The organism is Streptomyces sp. H27-D2 (assembly GCF_035828615.1).
GTDB lineage: Bacteria > Actinomycetota > Actinomycetes > Streptomycetales > Streptomycetaceae > Streptomyces.
Window position 1 is genome coordinate 1 of sequence record NZ_JAYMZR010000204.1, and the last position, 1,676, is coordinate 1,676.

Annotated in this window: 2 protein-coding genes; one reads left to right on the forward strand and one right to left on the reverse strand. The window is 68.2% G+C overall.

Annotation, left to right across the window (positions count from 1 at the left end; all coding sequences use genetic code 11):
* Positions 1-50 precede the first annotated feature (50 nt).
* Entirely contained in the window at positions 51-662 is a 612-nt protein-coding gene (locus tag QMK28_RS33880; RefSeq protein ID WP_326443533.1) for a hypothetical protein, read from the forward strand.
* Here QMK28_RS33880 and QMK28_RS33885 read toward each other — a convergent pair.
* Positions 610-1,404, reverse strand: a complete 795-nt coding sequence (locus tag QMK28_RS33885; RefSeq protein WP_326443534.1) for an IS5 family transposase — start codon at positions 1,402-1,404, stop codon at positions 610-612. The two genes, QMK28_RS33880 and QMK28_RS33885, sit on opposite strands and share 53 nt — an antisense overlap.
* Between the last annotated feature and the right edge of the window lie 272 nt (positions 1,405-1,676).

The following is a 1,676-nucleotide window of genomic DNA, read 5'->3' on the forward strand; positions in this document are numbered from 1 at the left end:
AGTAGCCGTATCTCAACCGAACGCGGCCGTTGAGTTTTCGCTGGTCAGGCATGGTTTCGTTCGGGGGAGGGAGAGATCCCGCGTCTTGTTTCCGTGTGATCGTCGAGGGGTCTGCGATGACGTCGATGTTGGGGTTGCTGGAGGCGCGGGAGGCTTCCGCTCGCGAGCGGGTGGAGGTCCTGCGGGAGGACGCGGCCCGTGCGGCCGCGGCCCTGGAGGCCGGCGAGGTCGAGCTGGACCGGCGGGTGATCGCACGAGAGGAACTCATCGAGGCCCTGGCCGCGTCCGCCGCCGAGAGTACGGCGACGGACGCCGAGGGCGGAGAAGAGGTGGCGCCCGCCGTTCGTCCCGGGCCGGTGTCCGCGCCGGTCCCGGGTGTGATCGTGCCGCCCTGGCGGGAGGAACTGTCGGTGTCGGTGCTCTCGCTGGACAACCAGCGGATCTTGAATGTGCTGCAGGACCGACTGGGTGGCGAGGCGATGCGGGCCAAGGACATCGCGGCGGCTCTCGGGCTCGACGCATCGGTGCCCGCGAAGGTCGAAGGGGTGCGCTCGAAGGCGAAACGCCTGGGTGAGCGAGGGTGGTTGCTCCAGGAGGCGTCGGGGATGTTCAGTGCCGGGCGACGCCTCGTGGCCTCGCCAGCCGGCGGCTCATCCGCGTGATCATCGACCACCTGATCATCGCCTCGCTGGTGGCCGGGAGGGTTTCGTAGTCCCTGGCCAGACGCCTGGAGTGCATCAGCCAGCTCAGCGTCCTCTCCACCACCCACCGTCGCGGCAGCACGACGAACCCCTCCATGTCATCGGTGCGCTTCACGATCTCGAGGGTGAGCGCGAGCTTGTCGCGGCACCATCCGACCAGTCCGCCGGTGTAACCGCCGTCGGCCCAGACCAGGGTGATCTCCCTGTGCAGCAACCGCAGCCGGGCCAGCAACCCCACGGCTGCCTCGCGGTCTCCGACGTTCGCGGCGGTCACCGCGACGACCAGGAGCAGGCCGAGGCAATCTGTGACCACGTGGCGCTTCCGCCCATTAATGATCTTGCCGCCGTCGAAGCCGCGTGAAGCGGCCGGCACCGTCGCGGCGCCCTTTACCGACTGCGCGTCGATGATTCCCGCGCTCGGCTCCGCCTCCCGGCCCTCCCGCACCCGGACCTGCCCGCGCAGCCGGTCATGGAACTCCGTGACCAGCTCGTTTTGACGCCACCGGCGAAAGAAGGCATAGACCCGGGCCCAGTGAGGGAAGTCCACCGGCATCGCCCGCCAGGGAATCCCGCCCGCCACCAGGTAGCGGATCGCGTCCAACATCTGGCGGTGGCAGTAACCCTCGGGCCGCCCGCCCTTCTTCTCCAGCCAGGCCGGGGTGGGCAGCAACGGCCGCACCGCCGCCCACTCCGCATCCGACATGTCCGACGGATAGCACGGTGTCCGTTCCGGATGATCGGCTGCGTTGCCGTACGTGTGGGCGAGACAATCGCACGACACGGCAGGCGAGTTGAAAGCGACCGGCGCGACCGCGTACACATAGGACAACAGGGCCTCCTGGGACAGTTCGGCTGGTTTCGCATCCCCGAACTACCAAGAGGCCCTGCCTTCATGCGCACACCACCGGAAGATCACCCGGCCAGGAACCCTGTTCGACCCGCACGTTCCATCATCGGTTGAGATACGGCTTCTGA